General features: G+C 40.9%; 19 protein-coding genes and 1 pseudogene. 3 read left to right on the top strand and 17 right to left on the bottom strand.

The window, feature by feature from the left end:
- Positions 1-43: 43 nt before the first annotated feature.
- Positions 44-1579 carry a 4-alpha-glucanotransferase gene (gene malQ, locus NQ536_RS02275; protein WP_004851574.1) on the bottom strand — a complete coding sequence of 512 codons (1536 nt, stop codon included), beginning with the start codon at positions 1577-1579 and terminating at the stop codon, positions 44-46.
- 160 nt (positions 1580-1739) lie between these two features.
- Here malQ and NQ536_RS02270 point away from each other — a divergent pair, with 160 nt between their 5' ends.
- Positions 1740-2624, top strand: a complete 885-nt coding sequence (locus NQ536_RS02270; RefSeq protein WP_004851576.1) for an AraC family transcriptional regulator — start codon at positions 1740-1742, stop codon at positions 2622-2624.
- Between the two features lie 61 nt (positions 2625-2685).
- On the opposite strand, the gene NQ536_RS02265 is transcribed toward NQ536_RS02270, so the two are convergent.
- Entirely contained in the window at positions 2686-4314 is a 1629-nt protein-coding gene (locus NQ536_RS02265) for a C69 family dipeptidase (RefSeq protein WP_004851578.1), read from the bottom strand.
- A gap of 124 nt (positions 4315-4438) precedes the next feature.
- A complete protein-coding gene (locus tag NQ536_RS02260) occupies positions 4439-5080 on the bottom strand; it encodes a VanZ family protein (RefSeq protein ID WP_004851584.1) in 642 nt (213 codons plus the stop codon).
- Between the two features lie 245 nt (positions 5081-5325).
- Between NQ536_RS02260 and NQ536_RS02255 the strand changes: the two genes are divergently transcribed.
- Positions 5326-6474, top strand: coding sequence for an endonuclease/exonuclease/phosphatase family protein (locus NQ536_RS02255; RefSeq protein WP_004851586.1), 1149 nt, complete (start codon positions 5326-5328; stop codon positions 6472-6474).
- Between the two features lie 172 nt (positions 6475-6646).
- Here NQ536_RS02255 and NQ536_RS02250 read toward each other — a convergent pair whose 3' ends face one another.
- Together NQ536_RS02250 and NQ536_RS02245 are read right to left on the bottom strand one after the other, a co-directional pair.
- Positions 6647-7567, bottom strand: a complete 921-nt coding sequence (locus NQ536_RS02250; RefSeq protein ID WP_004851589.1) for a DHH family phosphoesterase — start codon at positions 7565-7567, stop codon at positions 6647-6649.
- Between the two features lie 124 nt (positions 7568-7691).
- Positions 7692-9371 (bottom strand): ATP-dependent nuclease, encoded by a 1680-nt coding sequence (locus NQ536_RS02245; RefSeq protein ID WP_004851593.1) that lies wholly within the window; start codon positions 9369-9371, stop codon positions 7692-7694.
- Positions 9372-9481: 110 nt separating this feature from the next.
- Between NQ536_RS02245 and NQ536_RS02240 the strand changes: the two are divergent.
- Positions 9482-9847 (top strand): annotated as a pseudogene (locus NQ536_RS02240) (UDP binding domain-containing protein); the annotation flags it as partial.
- 351 nt (positions 9848-10198) lie between these two features.
- On the opposite strand, the gene NQ536_RS02235 reads toward NQ536_RS02240, so the two are convergent.
- The 12 genes from NQ536_RS02235 to NQ536_RS02180 all read right to left on the bottom strand — a co-directional run bounded on the left by NQ536_RS02235 (position 10199) and on the right by NQ536_RS02180 (position 20145).
- The gene (locus NQ536_RS02235) at positions 10199-11416 is read right to left on the bottom strand and encodes an IS256 family transposase (protein ID WP_167530854.1); all 1218 of its coding nucleotides are present in this window, start codon (positions 11414-11416) and stop codon (positions 10199-10201) included.
- 165 nt (positions 11417-11581) lie between these two features.
- Positions 11582-12163 carry a hypothetical protein gene (locus NQ536_RS02230; protein WP_259805371.1) on the bottom strand — a complete coding sequence of 194 codons (582 nt, stop codon included), beginning with the start codon at positions 12161-12163 and terminating at the stop codon, positions 11582-11584.
- A complete protein-coding gene (locus tag NQ536_RS02225) occupies positions 12160-14478 on the bottom strand; it encodes an ATP-binding protein (RefSeq protein WP_004851598.1) in 2319 nt (772 codons plus the stop codon). Before NQ536_RS02225 ends, NQ536_RS02230 begins: the two co-directional genes overlap by 4 nt.
- An 81-nt stretch (positions 14479-14559) precedes the next feature.
- On the bottom strand, positions 14560-14904 hold the full coding sequence (locus tag NQ536_RS02220; protein WP_004851600.1) for a nucleotidyl transferase AbiEii/AbiGii toxin family protein: 345 nt from the start codon (positions 14902-14904) through the stop codon (positions 14560-14562).
- Entirely contained in the window at positions 14904-15446 is a 543-nt protein-coding gene (locus tag NQ536_RS02215; RefSeq protein ID WP_155803855.1) for a type IV toxin-antitoxin system AbiEi family antitoxin domain-containing protein, read from the bottom strand. Before NQ536_RS02215 ends, NQ536_RS02220 begins: the two co-directional genes overlap by 1 nt.
- Positions 15447-15975: 529 nt before the next feature.
- Positions 15976-16953: a hypothetical protein gene (locus NQ536_RS02210; protein ID WP_004851603.1), complete on the bottom strand. Its 978-nt coding sequence runs from the start codon at positions 16951-16953 to the stop codon at positions 15976-15978.
- A gap of 27 nt (positions 16954-16980) precedes the next feature.
- Positions 16981-17193, bottom strand: a complete 213-nt coding sequence (locus NQ536_RS02205) for a helix-turn-helix domain-containing protein (RefSeq protein ID WP_004851605.1) — start codon at positions 17191-17193, stop codon at positions 16981-16983.
- A 64-nt stretch (positions 17194-17257) separates the two neighbouring features.
- Entirely contained in the window at positions 17258-17923 is a 666-nt protein-coding gene (locus NQ536_RS02200) for a hypothetical protein (protein ID WP_004851607.1), read from the bottom strand.
- 3 nt (positions 17924-17926) lie between these two features.
- Positions 17927-18100, bottom strand: a complete 174-nt coding sequence (locus NQ536_RS02195; protein ID WP_004851608.1) for a hypothetical protein — start codon at positions 18098-18100, stop codon at positions 17927-17929.
- Between the two features lie 4 nt (positions 18101-18104).
- On the bottom strand, positions 18105-18197 hold the full coding sequence (locus NQ536_RS14000; RefSeq protein WP_233419709.1) for an abortive infection family protein: 93 nt from the start codon (positions 18195-18197) through the stop codon (positions 18105-18107).
- 339 nt (positions 18198-18536) lie between these two features.
- Positions 18537-19439 (bottom strand): sugar phosphate nucleotidyltransferase, encoded by a 903-nt coding sequence (locus NQ536_RS02185; protein ID WP_022059155.1) that lies wholly within the window; start codon positions 19437-19439, stop codon positions 18537-18539.
- 349 nt (positions 19440-19788) lie between these two features.
- Entirely contained in the window at positions 19789-20145 is a 357-nt protein-coding gene (locus NQ536_RS02180) for a nitroreductase family protein (protein WP_227909665.1), read from the bottom strand.
- Between the last annotated feature and the right edge of the window lie 65 nt (positions 20146-20210).

Raw genomic sequence — 20210 nt, 5'->3', positions numbered from 1 at the left:
GAGCTGATGCTACATGTCAAGTTTTCACAGAAAACTTGACACATTATCTTCCATACAGTCTGGTGAGATCCCTTAATTTATCTATATGTTCCTGTGTAAATTCCCATGTTGCGCCCTGAACCGCATCGCTCCTGTTTTCATTTGCTGCAGCTCTTTGCTTCGTAAGCCGCCACTTCCAGTTGCCGCCAAGCGTTGATGGATAGTTCATTCTGGCGCTGTTGTCCTTGCCCAAAATATCCTGCATCTGAAGTATGACCGTGTCCGCTGAGCTCATGTAAAGTGCATGTATCATCTTCTCTGCCACATCATCCAGGCCGTTCGCCATGAGGTACTTCATCATATATTCCTGAAGCTCCTCACTCTGTCCGCTGATATAGCTTTTCAGCATATCATTATCGTGGGTTCCGATATACGCTACGTAGTTCTTTGCGTGATTGTGCGGCAGATATTCATTTGCCGTATTGCCGTCAAATGCAAATTCCAACACCTTCATGCCCGGATAACCGGATTCCTTCACCAGCTTCTGAACCTCTGGCACGACCACGCCGAGATCCTCAGCTATAACCTTGGATGAACCTATGGCACTGTCTATAGCATCGATGAGCTTCTTTCCCGGTCCCTGTCTGTAGTAGCCATCCTTCGGCTCTCCATTTGCCGGAATGCTGTAGTATCTGACTATCCCGATAAAGTGATCTATACGGATCACGTCGTAGAGCTTTGCAGATGCAGCAATTCTCTTCTTCCACCACGCGAAATCATCCTTCTCCATGACATCCCAGTCATAAATCGGGTTACCCCACTTCTGTCCGTAGCTTGAGAACATGTCCGGCGGGCACCCTGCCACAACTGACGGTGCCAGACTTCCAGAAAGCTGGAACTGATCCGTGTTCGCCCACACATCCGCACTGTCCAGTGCAACATAGATCGGAATGTCACCGATGATGCTTATTCCATTTCTGTTGGCGTACTCTTTTAATGGCATCCACTGCTGGTAGAACTTGAACTGAAGGAATTTGTAGAATTCCACGTCTTCACCAAGCTTTTCTCTATAAGCTGCCATTGCCTCCGGCTTTCTCTTCTTGATCGCCGGTTCCCACGCAAGCCATTCTCTGTTGTTATGATCAGCTTTGATCGCCATATACAGCGCATAGTCATCTATCCACTGTTCATTTTCCTTTATGAAATCTGCGTAATCCCTGCTGTCTTTGTGCTCCGATCTGCCAAATGCTTTTCTGAGGACTTCAAATCTCTGTCTGTATATTCTAGCGTAGTCTATCTCGTCATCACTGTCAGCCCATTTGTAGGATTCCACCTCATCTTTCTTGAGAAGCCCTTCAGCTATCAATGTATCCAGATCGATAAAATACGGATTGCCCGCAAATGCCGAAAATGACTGATATGGGCTGTCACCGAAGCTTGTTGGTCCTATCGGAAGTACCTGCCAGTACTTCTGCCCTGCTCTTTTCAACATATCAACAAAATCATAAGCATCTCTTCCCATGGTTCCAATTCCGTACGGTGATGGGAGGCTGCTTATCGGCAGAAGTATTCCTGCACCACGCTCCAACGCTTTATTCATCTCTGATACCTCCTAAACAGTTCCTGTTATGATTTGTATTTTATTAGCATTCCTTCATTTATGCTTGCATTATACAGGCAATTAATTGTACAATTCTATCATCTATCAACCTGGGGACGGAGGTACCTGTCCCCTTTGACAAAGTGGAGGGTTATATAACATGAACAGTCTGGAATATGAAAACCTGCTGGAGAATAAGACTCACGCAGATCCGATGTTTCCATATAATACGTATCTGTGTTCTATACCGTTGGACTTCAATTCGGTGTCGCTGCACTGGCACGAGTTTATGGAAATAATCTATATCAAAAAAGGAAAAGGAAATGTTACTGTAGATTTTACCACTCATTACGTTGAGGAAGGTGACATCATCATCATCCTGCCCGGACACATCCACGGTATTTCTCAGCACGAGGGTTACTCCATGGAATATGAAAATATCCTGTTCTCCGTCGACATGTTCAGATCAAAGAATCACGACTCACTGGACAGCGAATTTTTCTTACCACTCCTGGCGGGAGATGTGGACATAAAGAGCATCTACGACAAGGATGATCCATTGTACCCACAGCTTTCCTCATGCCTGAACCGAGTGGATAAGCTTTGCTCTGAAACTCCCAAAGGATATCATCTGGCTCTAAAGGGATGTTACTTTGAATTTTTCTACGTTCTGTTCACCAACTCCACGGTCAGGGATGAGGCAGACAGAAAGAACCGCTCCAGAGATCTTGAAAGGACCAAGCTCATCCTCTCATATATAGATGAAAACTACAAAGAGGCCATATCCATTACAGACATAGCCTCCTACTGTGGATTCTCAGAATCCCATTTTATGCGATTTTTCAAAAACACCATGGGTGTGTCATTTGTATCCTACCTGAACGACTTCAGACTGAATGTTGCCGCAAGACTTCTCTCCACAAATGATGATAGTGTGCTGTCTGTAGCAGAAAACTGCGGATTCTTCAACCTGTCATATTTCAACAGAATGTTTAAGAAAAAATATGGCGTGACACCGAGCCGGTACAGAGAAACTCACAACTGACACCATGGCGTATATTCCCTACTGAAAAGTCACCACTCAAACTGCGCCATGCATACTTCAGTTACGCATCCGATCTGGAGTATGAATTTTTCATCTGATTGCTCAGCTCATAAAGCACCTTTCCAAGAGTGTCGCTTGCCGCCTGCCTTACCATATCTGCAGTCTCCCGGTTTGCCTGCTGCCTGAGTTTCTGCCCCAACTTACTTACAGCATCCGTCTGCACATCCCTATCAGCTCCCAGAAGATCATCATACCTGTATATGATCTCATGCGCCTTAGACATGACCTTCTCGTCATATCTCTCAATATGGAACACCGACTTCGCATACGATGCATCCGCCATTGCCGCGATCATACGGCTGGTCCAGTAGAAATTGTCCGTGGACACTTCCGCGGAGGTATTTGCCAGATACTCTGGAACCTCGTCAACATTTGTGTAAAATGGCACCATGACATTGAATGCATTTGATGCAAATGCCAGCCACTGAATGGCACTGCTGTCCTCACCTGCATACGGCCTGATCTGGATCGCCGACATAAAATCCGTTCTGTTCACTCCGATTGACCTGTATGCACCTCGAAGGCTTTTATCGCCGTAATTTCCATATGGATCATACGGAGTGCCCTGATAATGTGAGGACAGGACATACTTCACGTCCTCCATAGTTATCTTCTTCTCTGGTATCATGCACCACGGAATATCGTCCGACACCGGAGTAAAGTCTGCGTCCGAGCCATCCCAGACAGCGGAATTCGGATTAAGTGTCCTCTCCATGAACCATGCTCTCGGCGTATTATACACATGGTCCGCATCGTCATGACTGCCAAATATATCCCTCGGGCATATTATACTTGTATATGTGCCATCCGACGAATCGGTCTCATTGTTGGTGTCGTCGACTTCTTGTCCACAATCATCGTTCTCATCTTTATCCTGTAGCTCTCCGGTCTGTGATATATTCCGCAGCATCACGCACTCCATATTCTCCACGTTCAGATGATATTTCTCTATAAATTCCGGAAGATCCGCTGAACACATAAATTCGTTCTGTGCCCCAAATGCATCTGCCAGGTCAAATTCATCCATGCCGAACTGGTTTGGCATGACAACATACACGTCATCTGGAACCTTTCTCGCGATCCAGTGATGTCCGCCGATGGTCTCAAGCCACCAGATCTCATCCACGTCCTGAAATGCTATTCCATTCATCTCATAAGTTCCGTACTGTTCAAGCAGACTTCCAAGGCGAATTACACCCTCTCTGGCACTTTTTATATATGGAAGAGTGATGGACACGATGTCCTCCTCACCTATTCCACCTGCCTTCTCGGGCTTATCTCCGTCTGCTGGCTCATAACACACAAGCGGGTCCGCCCCGAGCACCCTCGGATTCGAGGTTATAGTCTCAGTTGCGGTCATCGCCACATTTGCTGCATTTACTCCGCTGGCCGCCCAGATTCCCTCACCGCTTAGAGCGTTCGGCACACAGGTGTATCTCATCGGATCGTCCGGAAGCTCTATCTCCACATGGGAAATAACAGACTTGTAAATGCGCGGCTGCTCCTCAGGATGCACCACAGCATACTTCTTCGGAGTGTATGAACCAGCCCCCGAATCATCATTTCTCGCTATTATCGTTGAACCGTCATATGAGGCGGCCTTACCCACTAAAATTGTTGTGCACGGCATGTGTGTTCCTCCTTCTTATTCCTCAAATTAATTTCTTTTCTTCTGTTTAATATCCAATCTTAATTTTACCAAATATGGATTTTTTAGTTTTGCAACTATATAATTTCCTTCATAGCTTTCTTCATCACGTCTGCTTTTCAAAGACTAAGCCTGTCCAAAATTTCAAAGAGGCAAATACCACATACCCCACCAGTGCTCCCAGCGTGTTCATCACCACATCATCCAGCTGGCAATATCCGCGCTCCGTTATAAGCTGCACTGTCTCTATCCCAACGCTTATGAGGAATCCCAACAGCACTGTGAATTTCTCCCAGCCTATTTTCTTCCTGAGATCCGGCTTTCTGTCCGTCGTCGAAACCGCCAGCGGATACAATATTCCAAACGGGACAAACAACAGTATATTCTCTATGACAAATGCATGCGCCTGCGGTGTCTCGCCCCAGGTTCCGAACAATGTCATGTCTATCCCCTGCCTAGACCCCGGCTCTCTAGACAGAAAGACCGTCACAAACATAACTGCAAGATACACTCCGAGCAGAAACCACACCATAGAATTCCATATGTGAGTTACCGCTGAGGTCACAGCCGGAACATCATTATCATCTATTTCACTGCTGCCATCCGACAAATGAATATCCAAATGTCTTTTTCTCCCAGCATGCCACACGCACACGAGATATATAGCAACCGCAAGGATTCCGCACAGAATTCCTATGGGCAGGTATCCCACCACTTCCATAACATCTTTAATTATATAATCAAACATATTTTCCCCTCATCGACTTATTATCCTATGCATCATAACATATTTCTCTGTAATTAAACATACGGAAATAGAATGCATTACCGATAATTTCATGGGGACGGAGGGGACAGGCACCTCCGTCCTCATTTACGTTATTGTAAAAAATATTTTTCGTTGTTTGAATAAGACATGTCTGCTATAATTTTGTTTAGTGCACAATATCTCGATATTGTGTGCTTATTATTTGATAAGAGAGGACCTGTTATTTGAAATCCGTAAAAAAATCTAACGCTAAGCCAGTGATCAAAATTCTTAAGATAGTAGGTGCTGCTCTTGGAATTATCATTTTTATTGCTGCTATCTTTGTCGGCGTACTCACCGTAACCGAATACAAACCTCAAGACTCTGAGGATCTGACGGTAACTTACAACGACCAGCAAGCTACTCAGGATGATTCATTTCCCACTGATACAAACAAGCTCTCCCAGCAGAAGAAATTATCAATCGGCGATAACATTTCCGTTGTTACATGGAACATCGGCTACGGTTCCCTCGGAGCAAATGCTGACTTTTTCATGGATGGCGGTGATAGTGTGTACACATCCACCAAAGAACAGGTACTAACCAACATGTCTGCCATCACAGAAGAATTGAACAGTTTATCGCCTGATATTATCCTGCTTCAGGAAGTCGATGAGAAATCCTCCCGTAGTCACAAAATAAACGAAGCATCCATAATCAGAGATGAACTGCCCTCATACAACAGTTCTTACGCTTACAACTACAAAACGCTCATGGTGCCATACCCAATTCCGCCCATCGGGCAGGTTGCTTCCGGTATAATGACCCTCAGCACTTATCCGGCATCGACCGCTTGCAGAATCAAGCTTCCTTGCCCATTTTCTTATCCTATCAGGCTGTGCAATCTGAAACGCTGTCTGATTGTATCCAAAGTTCCTATTGATGGTACGGATAAAGAGCTTGTCATTGTAAATCTACACCTTGAAGCCTATGATTCTGGTGAGGGCAAGGCTGCTCAGACGAAAATGCTTGCGGACATACTGCAAGCTGAAACCGATAAAGGCAATTACGTGATAGCCGGGGGCGACTTCAACCAGACATTTTCAAATACCGACATATCAGCCTATCCCCAGCAATCCGATGAACTGTGGGCTCCTAGTCTCATCGATATTTCAGAATTTGGAAATGATTTTACATGTATAACTGATTCGTCAGTTCCTACATGCCGTTCCCTGGACAAGTCTTATGATGACGCAGATGAAAAATTTCAGTTTTATGTAATTGACGGTTTTATTGTTTCATCAAATATTTCTATCAAGTCTATTGAAACAGTTAATCTGAATTTTCAAAACTCAGATCACAATCCAATAAAACTTGAGGTAATACTTAATTAACTTAATTACGCACAAATGCCGCTCCCTTTTTATCGGGAACGGCATTTTTCTGTCACGCAGCCTTCCTCTCCGTCCCCACAGCCAGACATGCAAACAGGCGGAGTTTCGGTTGAATCCAACCAGAACTCCACCTGTTTACGGTGATATCTATTTGATTGTATTAATCTCGCACTTACGCGTTGGCCTGCGCTTTCAGTTCGTCTAGCATCTGTGGAAGCTTAGTGTCCATCTCCTCGTTCTTGAACTGACATGTGCCAACCTTCTTGTGACCACCACCGCCATACTTGAGCATAAGACTTCCGACATCCATTGTCGCTGTACGGTTGAGAATGCTGTATCCGCATGCGGCTGAACAGCCCTGTCCACCACGACCACTGACTATCCAAGCTGACACATTCTGCTCAGGATACATACTATAGATCATAAAACGATTGCCTGTGTATATAGGATCGACACCGCGGAGATCACTTATTATCAGGTTACCGTCAACTACTGTGTGTGCCTTAACCATCTCCTTAAACTTCTCCGTCTGCTCATTGTATAGCACAATTCTCTCCTGAATATCAGGCATGGCAAGGATCTCATCCGTAGTCATGGTCCTGCAGGCATCTATAAGCTTCTCCATAAGCTGATAATTAGAAATTGTAAAGTTTCTGAATCTTCCAAGTCCCGTTCTCGGATCCATGAGGAAGCCTATGAGGATCCATCCCTTCGGATTCTGCACCTCGTCTATCGTAAGATTTCCAGAATCCACCTTATCAACAGCCTCCATCAAATCGTCAAACTGTGGAAATCTCTCTCTTCCACCGTAATATTCATATATTATCCTCGCACATGACGGTGTGATACGGCTCTCGCCCTTGTATTTGCCCTCAAGTGCCAGTCTCTCATGCTCACTTGAGTGGTGATCGAACCAAAGTCCGCAGCCCTCAACAAATGGCACATTCGCAAGACAGTCATCCTCCGTGATCTCCACCAATCCATCCTGAAGGTCCTTTGGATGTGCAAATTTCCAGTGATCTATGATACCCGCCTCTTTCAAAAGCGCTCCGCATGCAAGTCCATCAAAATCTGATCTTGTAACCAACCTCATAGTAATATCCTCCCTGATATTGAACTTCAGCCCTTTTCCGGCCGGGCTGATCCGTTCATATTCCGCAACAAAATATATCTATAATTATATAGACATGGGAGGGGGATTTCAAGAAGCTTTTTTATCAGTGAGACTGCCCACCATTCCACTCAGCGATCCTCCCGCCCAGCTCCGTAACTCGCTTCTTCACATCCATCATACCAGCCATGTTCTCTTCAGTCATGTGATCCACAACGCACCTCGCAAACCTGACCTTCTTACCAGTGAAACCTCTGTAATACTTCTCTATGTAACCAGGAAAAAGCTCATATTGTCCACACTGCGCTTTCAGGCTGACTTCCAGTGCCTCCTCTATGGCGGTCTTCGGAATATAGTTTTCTATTTCCTTGCCCTTAGTGACCCACGACATCATTCCAAGGGCATCAAATTCCGCGATGATCCTCTTCTTGGTATCATTCAGCTGGGCATTCCTGTTTCTCTTATCACTGTCCATCACAATAACAGCATTTCTGTTGGTCTTGATAACACTTATGAGCTCAGTCACTTCCTCAGCCGAGTACTGTGACAGCAGTCTTCCACCATAATACAGAAACTGATAATGCACCCCCTCCACGAAACGGTCCGGGAAATACAGGTCAAGCCAGTGCTTTATGTACACTCTGTCTGATGGTCCTTCCACCCATATGATTCCATTTGACTGGAGCAGATCACTCGCCTTCACGTCCAGATCATCAAGTATCCGGGTCTTGTCCAGATACGACTCTATCCTTTTGACAAATGCCCTTCCGTCCTGTTTGTACACGTGGAATATCCCCGCATCGTCCTTGTCATAAAATGCATTGATGGCCACATGCGAATGGGTCGTGATAAACACCTGTACATCATGCATTTCCGCAAATTCATATATATACTCAAACAGTTTTCTCTGCATGGCGGGGTGAAGATTGTTCTCAAGCTCCTCGAAGCCATAGACCATCTTCTTGTTCTTATATTCATCCAGCTCCGGTATGACAAGCAGATTGAGCAGCACCAGAATGATCGTCTTGAGTCCGCTTCCCATACGGGACAAAGGGCAGCGGCTCATGCCCTCCTCCTTGAGAAACACCTCCCACCGTACATTCCCGTAGCCATCCTGTACCTGCTGCACACGTATGCTCTCGAATACAGCCTCAGGGCCCATGATCTCATTTACCGCTTTCAAGAGAGTGTCCTCAATGATCGTCTCATCGTAGCTGCTATCGTTCAGAAATGCCCTGATAATGTTGCTTGCGCCCCTGCCGGTACTGGACAGATCCTCCAGTGTTCCGCCTATCTTCTCTTCCTCCTCAGGAACGATATTGCGCTCCGCGGCAACATGTCTGAACACGTATGTGTCCCTCTCCCGGCTTATATCAGATTCGACTCGATTGGCATCTGAGGAGTTCCAAAGGGGAAGCCTGTCATTCCACTCCACTATATGTCCACCGCTGTCCTCAGGCTCCACCCTGTAGCCTATCGACCGGCCTTTTGATTTGATCCAAAGAGTTCCGCTTGTGTAGCCCTGAATCGATGTATACCCGCTGAGCAATCTGTCACACATATCCCTGGTGATCGGTATCTCCGCAGCAATCTCTTCTGCACAGGATGTGATCTCCTCCCTCATTGCATACATCCTGTCATACATCATCCCCATCACATCGATGACACTTGACTTTCCGCTGTTGTTCTTGCCTATTATCACCGACACCCGTGGAAGGTTGTCAAGTTCTGTGTATGTGTCGGCGGCGAATGCCTTGTAGCCTTTGAATCTTATTCCTTTGTACATGGGGGGCTCCTTTCTTAATTACATTGGTTGATAGATTTATCACTGTTTTATGTTCCAATATTGAATACGTATATATAGTAATTTTAATATATTTTCTATTTAAATCAATATTCATAGCGGACCAGGTACTGAATATGGCCAGCTACTATGATTATAATAACCGCGGTGATTTCGCTCCTGAACAGGAGAAGGACTGTGTGATTGGCGTATACCGCCTGACCATGAAGAGCAACTCAGATAATTTCCGCCAGTCCTCCATCCAGGGTGTCATGAAAAGGATCAAGGCCAAAGGCGCCAGAGTTATCATCTACGAGCCAACTCTCAAGAACGGCGAAACGTTCTTCGGCTCAGAAGTGGTAAATAACCTTAAGAAATTCAAAAAAATCAGCCATGCTATCATCGCCAACAGATACGACTCGTGCCTTGACGATGTGAAGGATAAAGTTTATACGAGGGATATTTTTAAGAGAGATTAATCTCGAAAAATTGTTAGTTCCTTAAAAACCAAAAGACCCAACATGATCCGCATCGTTGAGAGGCGTGTTGGGTTCTGTTGGTCTTAGTACATGCAATATCCATAAATATTGCTGATTCAATCGGTTTAAATCGGTTGAATTTGATCATATTAAACCAATCATAATCCCTATTTTATAAGGATTTGGAGTATTGATTGGAGACCGTTTCAAGTTTTGTGTAAACGTTAAAAACTGATATAAGATTTGTGAATAGTTACAAATGGGCAGAGCCGATTTTCCGGATTCTGCCCATATCTGCATTATACAGTAGTTTTTAGGCATGTCAATAAAACCTGCCTAAAATTGACTGCTTTACAGGTTCCGTCCCGCCAGACGTTCTTCAAAATAAATTTCAAGCTGGGAATGGATCTGTCCCCAGTCCTGCCTGTGTCCGGTCCATTTTTTCGTGATATCCATGGTTGCCAGATACAGCATTTTCAAAAGGCTGTCATCCGACGGAAAAACCGTTTTGCTTTTGGTCACTTTCCGGAGCTGGCGGTTGAATCCTTCAATGGCATTTGTGGTATAAATCAGCCGTCTTACTGCCTCTGGATATTTGAAATAAGTGGACAGTGTTGCCCAGTTATCATGCCAGGATTTATAGATTTTCGGGTACTTGGAATCCCATTTATCCTTGAACAGTTCCAGTTCATTTAAAGCGGTTTCTTCCGTTGGAGCCGCATATACAAGCTTCAGATCAGCCATCAGTTTTTTGATATCTTTGTAAGAAACAAACTTCGTTGAATTACGGATCTGATGGATGATACACTGCTGAATCTCTGTTTTTGGATAAACAGCCTCGATTGCCTGTGGAAATCCATTTAAACCATCAACGCATGCAATCAGGATATCCTCAACGCCTCTGTTTTTTAATCCATTCATGATAGAAAGCCAGAACTTCGCACTTTCGTTTTCTCCAACATACATTCCAAGAACATCTTTTTTCCCATTCATATCGATACCAAGGGCAATGTAAACCGCACGTTTTACAATACGTCCTTCACTGCGGACGTGATAGTGGATTGCATCCATAAATACTACAGCATACACTTCTTCCAAAGGGCGTTCCTGCCATTCTTTTACAATCGGCAGGATTTTGTCTGTGATCCGGCTGATTGTGCTGTCAGAAATATCAATATCGTATAATTCACGCATGTGGGATTCAATGTCTCCAGTTGTCATTCCCTTGGCATACATGGAAAGTATTTTTTCTTCCATGTCCTGAGTTACGGTATTCTGATATTTTTTAATCAGCTGTGGTTCATAATCACCATTACGATCCCTTGGGATTGCCACATCCATATCTCCATAACTGGTGTGCATGGTTTTGCTGGAATGTCCATTTCTACTATTGTCTGTTTCTTTGTTTCGATAGTCGTACTTGGAATATCCTAATTCTTCATCCAGTTCTTCATCCAAAGCACCTTCCAAAATGACAGACATCATGTCACGCATGATACTGTTTACATCGGTGCCGTCTTTGATGCTGATATCATTATTCTTCAGATAATCACGCATCATTTCTCTCATTGCTGCTTTTTGTGGGCTGTCTTTTCTTCTTGCCATAAAAATAACCTCCAAACTGAGTAATTTTATCTTACATCAGTTTGGAGGTTTACACAAACTTTGGGATGCTCCCATTGATTGGTTTAATAATCGGTTTAAACAAAGCAAACTAAACCAATCCTAAACCGATTAATCTTTTAATATCCAATTAGCTTTACGTTGGTTTTCTCCATCCTTTTCAATAACATTCTTATTTTTTAAGGCCGTTAATAAGTTGTGAACTTTATGTTTCTTTTGGTCATCCGACAATGAATCTGGTAACTTGCCCCATAACAATTTGTTAATTTCTTTTCTATTTGCTTTTGAATATTGTTTCAGATATTCAATAATTAATGTCTTATAATACTGATCATCCAAGCCTTTGTTTTTTATATAACCTGCTTGATCCTCAATACTTTTTGCAACTGATGCTGACAAATATAGGCTTCCAAGTCTTCCCTCTACAAGTTTTAATGCTCGTAATCTATCAGCATCCTTCTTCTCAATTTGAACACCTTTTTGGACTCTATCAAGCAAAAACGCATCTTGTAAATTTAATTCTGGATGGTCATACAAAATATGCATATAATTATCATCCAAGGTCTTACCATAAACCGTTAGCAACATTATAAAACACATTAAAGCGCAGTGCCAGGAACTTAAAGTTCTATTTGTATAACTAAACCTCAATTTATGCAGAATAATTCTAATACGCAACTCAAAAGCTGTCACTCCGCAAATATAAAATCCAGCTCATCCATCCCATCCAAATGCCCCGAATAAGAACTATCACCATCATAAATGTCGCTATAATCTCTGTCACCAGGATCAGCCAGCACATCGCACACATAACTCTCAATCTCACCAGCATCCGCCCAGATATCATATCTGGATAAGTCAATGTCATCTGTTATCGCACGAGGGAATACCGCCAATTTATCTGTCACATCGTCATATATATCATTCCGCACACAATCTGCCAAAATATTAACAACCTTATCTACATCAACCTCATGATATGATCCGTTGTATACCATGTTCTCATTGAAAAGTTCATATGTATCCTGATTTGTATAACTTTCGGATCTGTCATATCCATCTATGTAATCCCGCATGGCCTTGTCCAGCTTTTCCAGAACAACATCACTGTCCACCAGTTCATACAGTTCCAGTCCATTATTCTTCAGATTTTCTTCAAATACACAAAAATCATCAAAATCCATCGAATCCAGCAGGTCATTCAACGCCTCTGACGACAAATGCTCACGTGTGCCATAATATGCTGCCAGCGGCTCCGAGAGCAAAGAAGGCACTACAGTAAATGTACTTGCTTTGTTATAAAACGCATATGGCAAAGACTCCACAAACGTCCTGACAATATCTCTGTATTGATTTATGCATATACCCAGCTCACATATATTCGACAATATGACAAGCTGCTTTTCGACATCACTTGCAAAGTTGTATCTACATGCGTCTCCAGATTTTACAATATCCGCCATATCTGGTCCGAATCCTCTGACAACCTGAATATATTCCGTGGCGTTTCTCCTGATTTCTTCAACCTCAGGTTCATTCTCATCCAAATAATTCTTCAAAAAGTCATTTACAGATGGGTTGATAGCTCCAATTTGCCGCACGCCATTGTTCTCTATAATCTTGACAAATGTTCCCTCCATCCGCTTCAATACTGCTTCCCACACATTTCGGGTTGTGTCTATATCAGTTCTTTTCGTAATACGGGCATTGAATACTCTGCGCAATACCTTGTCCTCCACACCGACGTCCGTCAACGAAAACAGTGAAGTAAGGAAAATCCTATCCTCCGCCTTGAGCCTGTTGTTAAACTCATCTCTCCAGATTTCAGTAGGATTATCCAGACATCTCCTTATAAAATCACAATATTCATCTGCAGCAATCTTGCTGGATACATTTTGTCGCGTAACATACTCTATGATACGCGGTGTATAATTCCTATGTTTGACTATCCAGCGATAATTATTATTTTTTAGAATCTGAGCATAATGATCCGTTGGTATATTTCTGAAATACAAATGATTCTTGAATATCCTGCCCTTGTCTTCAATGGTCATAGAATCCATATCAATATACTGAAGCCGCACCTTCTCCGTGTCTATAAAACTGTGCAGCTCTATGTAAGATTCCTTTGCATGCTGAAATATCGTCACCCTGGAGTTCATGATGAGTTTCTTGTTCTTATGCATCAACACATATTTAATCAAAGACATGAGTTCATTTTCCTGGGTGTCCTTCATTCTGAAGTAATACTGTCCAAGGCAGTCATCCAACAGAATAATCTCTTTAGATTCCTTATCAACTGACAAAGCTTTCTTTATGCTCTGCAGATCCCCATTTGTCGTATAAATAATCCGGTAACCCAGTGCTGCGTAATACAAAGCAAGCATCTTGGTCGTCATGGTCTTTCCAGTTCCAGGCATTCCAAGGATCATCAACAGACGATTACGCTCAAGAACATCTATACACTGTCTGTAACTCGAGGTTTCAACAAATTCTCTCTGCTCCTCTTCTATGTTGTATAGAAGCGTTTCACAATCTATGAAAATATCCCTACTATTGATCTCTGCCAATATATTTGTTGATTCAAGCCACAATTTATAGTGCTTGCGCACAATATCCATATTTGCCGGATCCTGCAGATACTCATCTATATCATTCAACGACAATATATTACATGAACCCTCCATGTATTCTGCAAACAAATTGAAAATCTCCGTCTTATTTGCAGGGGTTAGCTCCAATGCACAACACACATAGTATTTCTCTGGTTTCAGCTCAGCAACCTTCGAAACCTCCTTCTTCAGGCTTGATATAAGATCACTGTATTTGCTGTTGATATAATGCTTGACCTGTATAACAACATTCTTGCTCACAGTATCATCAGTTATATCAATGCCACCATCCCGACCCCTCGCAAATATCTGAAGAGGAACTCCCAGCTTCTTCTGCATTATATCCTTGCACAATATTTCAAATTCGTAGTCACACAGGTTTTTGTAATTAAACATCTTTTATCTCCAATAAAACTCTATTGTATATTCAATCCTTAAATATCTCGCACGATCCAATATCCCATAACAACTGGAGCATTAGATTCCTTGAACAAACTCTAAATCCTTTTTTAATACTTCCTCAACAGACATATCAAGCCAATTTTTTCTAGAGCGTTCTACCTGTTTTTTATATGTACTATTTGTAAATACTCTTTCCTCTGATATGGAGTACCTGATAAAATCAAGATCAATATCCTGCGTAGCACGTCTGATTTCTCCAGACAAACTTCGCATAACCACACCACCTTTAATTGTCACATTTCTATTTAAACTACTTTTTGAAATTGCACTAATTATGATATCCTGGCATAGCTTTGCTTCTGCATTTGCTTCACTATATCCTTCGTTTTTTATTTTATCTACTTCCTCTAGTAAATTCATCACAATACCTCCATCTGAATCATATCCTTCAATTTTTCTGCATTTTTAAAATAATCAGCATATTCCTCAACCAAAGCAAAATCCATTGTTTCTGCTTTATTTCTATAGTTCGAAATAATCTCTTTATAATAATCAAAGGGGAGTTTACTTCTAAATCGCATTAGTTCAATAAGCATACGTTCTAAGCTATAAATATTGATTTCCACATTGTTTCGCTTCATCTTTGTCATTCCAACTTCAAAAATCTCGTTTTTAACAAAAGACTGCTTTACACGTGAATCTTTTATTCTGCTATCTGTTCTAAGAGTAGCAATACAATAATAATCCGGTATTACATCCGTAAGCGAATGATAATAAAATGCGCTTTCTCCTGTAAATATAGAACGTGGATATTTAACACTAATAATCTCTAATTCCGAACAAGCTTTTTGCAAAGAATATATACCTTTTTCTTTTTGAAACAATCGACCTTCTGCAATTTCTTTTTTCAACAAATGATCACTGCCATATTTTTCTATACAATCCTTATAGGTCAATATCATAACAATCAACTCCATTTAAGTATTTATACACACATTCAACATATTGTGTGTATCTTTACTTGAAATTTTAACCGCATTTATTCATTAAGTCAATCAAATTTTTAAGTAAAAATACACATTCACCCAATGTTGTGTGTATCTTTACTTAAATATGCCTTATAGTGATATTGTTATACAACAAACCTAAAAATATGCATTACAATTTTCCCCATTTAATACTTGATAAAAAAACAGTCATCTCACTTTTTATCTTTCCCAAAATAGAAAATGGCGAGAAATTCTTCTCGCCTGCGGTGATCCCAAGAGCTACCCCTGCTTACTAAACCAACGAAATATTTTACAGGACGTTCTAATGCCCTCCTTGAACTTCATCAGTTGTTGTACATATCCTGTACCTGCCTTTCTGCCCTGTGGGCGTTTTATTTTGTAAGTATAGGATATAAAAAATCCACCCAACTCTCATTGATTGAGAATTGAGTGGAAATTGAATGTATAATTTTCTATTATCGGAAGTTCTTAAATAAAAAAATTATTCACCTATATTTATCTCATAAATATTTTCGCAATTGAATGTTTCTATATCTGTTTTTCCAATTATCTTTTGATATTCATAATCTATTTCAATTTTGCCGTCTCTTTTATATAGCCTGGTCAAAATATAGTAATCACTATTTTCAAAAACAATAGGGCATATTGTATAATTCATCTGCCCTGATTGATATTGAAATATGTATTGACTATCTTCACTAGTTTCTTGTTCAACCAATACTAATTTATAAGAATCTCTATCATTTTCTAATACAATACCAAATATATACATAAGTAATATCTCTAAAGCAACTGTAATGAACACGGCAAATATCATATTCTTACCATTTCTCTTATGTTGATTCTCTTCTTCAATATCTTTTTTCTTTTCTGCCTTACTCTCTAACTTCTTTCTCTTACGACTAGATAATTTCTTTTCAATTGCAAATTCTATACCATATATGTTTACTACAAAACAAGCAAAAATAATCGCAATCAATAATACAACTACATTGTTTGCTGTTGAATCTTTTATTAAGTCAATAATATTAATGCCTGATGTTATAAGAACGAGAATAAATAGTAAAAACATTTCCGTAAGCCAATAAGCTAACAACCTGAGTTTCCTTCGCCAATGGAATTTTGATTTATCTTCTGAAATCGAGATTTTATAATATATATAATTTATTGAAAACAACACTACAAGAACAGCCGTCATCTGAATGATTTGCAGTAAAATACTCTCATTGTCAGATGATATATAACAAGAATCTATTCCATATACAGAAAATCTTCCTGTTTGATATGCATACCACATACCTTTTATCACCCATAATCCTACAGTCATAACAGCCACAAATAGTGCGCTAAATTTTGTAAAATCTTCCTCAGCAATTTCTTTACATTTTTTAATAACTTTATATGCTCTATCTTGCATTGTATCTTTTACATCTATATTTTTTTCTTCTGAATTTCCCAACTTCTAGTTTCTCCTTTACACAGTTTATCAGGACTCTATCTCCACAATATCATCCAACTTGCATCCCAAAGTCACACAAATCTTTGCCAAAACTTCCACTCGGACATCTTCGTTTTTGCCAAGCTTTGCCATTGCATTTGTACTGATTTTTGCCGCTCTAATCAATTCTGTTTTCATCATTCCACGTTCATTTAAAATAACCCACAACTTATCATAATTTACTGCTGTTAGTGATTTCATGAGCTGTCACAAGATTGCTCACATCAGTTGACGCTGACCTGCTTAACTTTCTGTCATCAGTCATTTAGGCTGCCATACATCTCGCATCTACAAAGTATGAGTCCAACGTTTCTCCCAGTTGTATCATTATGTCTTCACTAGCCGATTCTATGTATTCTTTTGCCAGCTTCTCAATTTCAGGGTATTTGTTTCTGAGATTCGGCAGCCTATTCTTCACATGATTCAAAATCCCCAACAACTTGAAATTAAGGTTAATGAAAAAGCATGATTGAATTGAGTCAATCAGCAAATCATTGCCCTTGTATGATAATGTCAAATTTGCAATATAAATGTCACCTTTATGCTCCCCATAGAAGTCAATATATTTCTTTGCATTTTTTTTGCGAAATTCTTCATAATCACAAACTCTATCCCATTTTTCCTTTTTTGGAACTAATGGCATATATTTTCTAACTGCTTCAATGCCATCATATATACCTTCAATACATTCGTTACATCTAAAATCCTGCTTCAGCTTTCTCTTGCTATACAACACCTGCCATTTGTAAATAATAATAACAGCAATAATACTGCAAGCTACACCAGAAAAATAAGTATTTGTAACAATCTTCTCTACTAACGGAAAGAATGGTAGGCCTACAATTGCTGTAAACACACCAACTTTCCATGCAATTAAAGATAATAGTATCAATGACAGCAACATCAATGAAAACATTACTTTTCTATACATAATTTATCCTTTACTTATAAGCCTTGCTACAGGTATAAGGTCTGTAAAAACGCTCCCAATAATATTCCCACACACAGGGCACTCTACCTCTTCACGTTCACGGTTGCCCTCCCATATAGATCTATCATCATATTCCGAAATGGAACCACATTTATCACAAGTCACTCTATGAATCATATCGTCATGCCTCCTTCATATAAACAGATAATATAAAATCTGACATTGTCATTGCCGTATTTACAAACAGTCTTGCATGATGTTCATCAATTGCTATCCTATTAGCCCCAACTCCATACGCATCACTGTCTTTGTTTCTCCTTTCAGCAATCGAAGATCTTTTCCTTTACTGTATAGCCATCCCAATAGTTCTTATTTACTTGCCAAGAATTGATACAAATAAAGTATCTATATTACTTTCCTCAATTGGTTTAAATAAAAATTATCGTCACACTATTTGTTTTGTCGCATATTTTAATATTAAGCATTATAACATACAGTCATTTTAAATCAACGTTATATAGTAAATCATAATAAATCTGTGAAATTCCCCATAACCACCAATTGCCAGCCCTCCCGGGCTGGCAATCACATCACATCCATATAAACATCCTATCTACAAATCCCCAAACAAATCCTTCTCATACATACCGTCCTCAATCATCCCCTTAAAGCTCTCCTTAACAGCCTCAACATCCTCCTTATACGTCATACCATACCATGTATCATTCGTCCGGAGAACCTTAACTGTCATCTTCTTCTCATCCAGAAGCTCTCCTATGAATGTAGGGATAAGGAACTCTGCCTTAAGTGGATCAGTTGGGACCTCCGTCTCAAAGAACTCCGCAAATCCTGCCTCCAACATATCCAGGAATTCCGGTGTCAGTCCCCACATGTTCATGGACACCAGAGACTCCGTATCAATGGCTATGCCGTCCGTCTCTGCACCATCCACAGTCTTGACGATATTCTTGGTCTCCACCACCTCTGTCAGATTATTCTGATCGTCCATCTTGCAAATGCCTCTGGTCACACCACCATTATCAGACAATGTATTCTTAAGTACGAATCCAGCCATACATGACTGTCCTCCGTTCACCAGATACTCATGGACCAGTCTGAAGCCTTCCTTGCCATAATAATCATCTGCATTTATCACGACAAATGGTGTCTTCAGCACGGCTTTAGCAGCAAGCACGGCCTGTCCTGTTCCCCATGGCTTAGTTCTGCCTGCCGGCAGCTCCCCCGGAATATCCTCAATATCCTGAAATACATAATCAACCGTAACACCAGATTTCCCGCAAATGGCAGCAATCCGATCGCCTATAACAGATCTAAATTCCCCCTCTATATCCTTGCGAATAATAAATACAACATGGTTAAATCCTGCCTCTATGGCATCATGGATTGAATAGTCCATGATAATGTGCTGGCTATCATCTACAGGCTCCAGCTGTTTTATTCCGGTTCCAAATCTCGAACCAATTCCTGCCGCCATAATAAGTAAAGTTGTCTCCATCTGTTTTCTCCTCATTAGTAAGTAATAAGTTTATTTATCTACAAATAAACTCAAATAATGATATATACTATTTGTTACTATCGCAACTGCCCCAATTGTTTTAGTACAGCACTGGCATATAAAAAAATATATACGCATGAAACTTAGCTTAGCATTATTCACAGAATGTTCACTTGCACCTGACACCTCTTAGCAGTTTTAGATTCACATAAACAGTCTCCCCCCGATATGTTGCACCATAAGGGAGCGCAGAAGACAATATAATGAGAAAAACAGCTATGAGCTTAATAATCTCAATATTTGAATTTCTTTTTGTCCTTGCTCTCATTTTATATTACCCTCTACACTATTATACGATAGTATAATCTGCCGGTTTCCTTTCCGATTTTGTTGTTTGACATTCATCCGGATAATTTCCGATGCCAATAAACATAATCAAGACTTCCGCAGGATCAATTTTCAGAAGTCTTCTTACATTTTCTTCCTGTTCTTTTGTCAAAGATGCACTTAACGGTACACTCGCTATCTTTTCATAGTACAAGCTATCCAACACGCGCATCGCGTACATTCCACCATCAATATAAACTTGGAATACTTCTCGATCCCGGTTAAAGCATCTTAGATCTCCGACCACGAGAAGGAGTTTATCAAATTCTTGTCCAAATCCCCGATTGCCATTCTGGTTCTTCAATACTTTTTCAAGCATGTCTTTGTCTTGTATGATATACGTTTTCCATCCCTGACGGTTACATGCAGATGGATTCACTTGTA

The organism is Coprococcus eutactus, assembly GCF_025149915.1.
Classification (GTDB): Bacteria; Bacillota; Clostridia; order Lachnospirales; family Lachnospiraceae; genus Coprococcus; species Coprococcus eutactus.
This window is presented reverse-complemented; position numbering and strand designations above follow the sequence as displayed.